Source organism: Neisseria sp. P0021.S005 (genome assembly GCF_051956955.1).
The window spans coordinates 1-1,226 of sequence record NZ_JBQCWY010000792.1 but is presented as its reverse complement, the minus strand read 5'-3'; the positions used below and the strand labels follow the sequence as shown (position 1 = coordinate 1,226).

Here is a 1,226-nt window from a genome sequence, read left to right as displayed (position 1 = left end):
GTGCCGATATTGACGAGGGTGTCGTCGTTGATGGCGGTATAAACCAATACGCGCAATCCGTAATCGGTATGTTGGGTCAGATACATGGCTGGCTCTTTAGATATTTTTATTATATGTCAAAAGCGTAGTGCTTGGTGAGGGGCTGTTTGACTTTATGTGGGATTGGGTTTCATAATATCTGAAACATTTGAATTAATCCAGTTTGACAGACTGTTGCCATTATAACGAACTTATGAAGCCCTTGAAACGCCATCCTGCCTTAATAGAACTTTCCCGCGAACATCATGGTTCGCTGTCGTTGTGCGTCCGTCTTCTGCGTACGCCCGATCAAAGCCATCAGGCGGAGCTGGAGCCTCATTTTGTTGAGCTTGAGCCACATTTTTGGGAAGAGGAAACCATGTTTGCGCCGTATTGGGATAAAATTGACCCTGCGTTGCGGCAGCGTTTTGAAGGCGATCATGCCAAATTACGCGCGATGATGGCGCATCCTGAATATATGAATGAATCATGGAATAAGGAGTTTGCTGTCACTTTGCGCGATCATGCGCGCTTTGAGGAGCGCGAGCTTTTCCCTGCGATTGAACCTTTTTTGCCTTTGCCTGAGAATGTGTAACAGGAAAGGGAATTGATGGCCGTCTGAAAAGTTTCAGACGGCCTCTGTTGCTGTTTTATGATGATATAAAAATTGAAGGAACCACCATGACCGATTTGTTCAAACACCCGGTTTGGGCAATGGCCTTCCGCCCGTTTTATTCGTTGGCGGCTTTGTATGGCGCATTGTCTATACTGCTTTGGGGCTTCGGCTTTCAGGGTACGCCTGAGTTGCCGGGTTTTTATTGGCATGCCCATGAAATGATTTGGGGCTATGCCGGATTGGTTGTCATTGCATTTTTATTGACGGCCGTGGCGACTTGGACAGGCCAGCCGCCGACACGCGGTAAGGCTTTGGCCGGTTTGACCGCATTTTGGCTGTTGGCCCGCATTTGTATGTTTATTCCTGGTTGGGGGGTAACGGCAAGCGGCATATTCGGTACGATCTTTTTCTGGTATGGCGCGGTATGCATGGCTTTGCCGGTAATTCGTTCTCAAAACAAGCGCAACTATGTTGCCGTGTTCGCTATTTTTGTTTTGGGCGGCACCCATTTCGCCTTCCATCTGAAAGTGCAGCCGTTTGATGCCATTGCGCTGATGACCGGTTTGCAATCCGGTTTGATTATGGTGGCCGG

The 1,226-nt window shown here is 48.5% G+C and carries 2 protein-coding genes and 1 pseudogene; 2 read left to right on the top strand and 1 reads right to left on the bottom strand.

Annotated features, from left to right (window positions below; all coding sequences use genetic code 11):
• A pseudogene (locus ACTHUE_RS19350) lies at positions 1-86 on the bottom strand (Rrf2 family transcriptional regulator); the annotation flags it as partial.
• A 146-nt stretch (positions 87-232) separates the two neighbouring features.
• Here ACTHUE_RS19350 and ACTHUE_RS19345 point away from each other — a divergent pair.
• Complete coding sequence (locus ACTHUE_RS19345; RefSeq protein WP_049344491.1) at positions 233-613, top strand: hemerythrin domain-containing protein; 381 nt, start codon at positions 233-235, stop codon at positions 611-613.
• An 86-nt stretch (positions 614-699) separates the two neighbouring features.
• Positions 700-1,226: NnrS family protein (locus tag ACTHUE_RS19340; RefSeq protein ID WP_440424207.1), on the top strand; the 527-nt coding region annotated here is incomplete at its 3' end.

What these genes read in the sequence shown, in the direction of transcription:
- ACTHUE_RS19345 (WP_049344491.1), top strand. Translation starts at nt 233, where the DNA reads ATGAAGCCCTTGAAACGCCATCCTGCCTTAATAGAACTTTCCCGCGAA.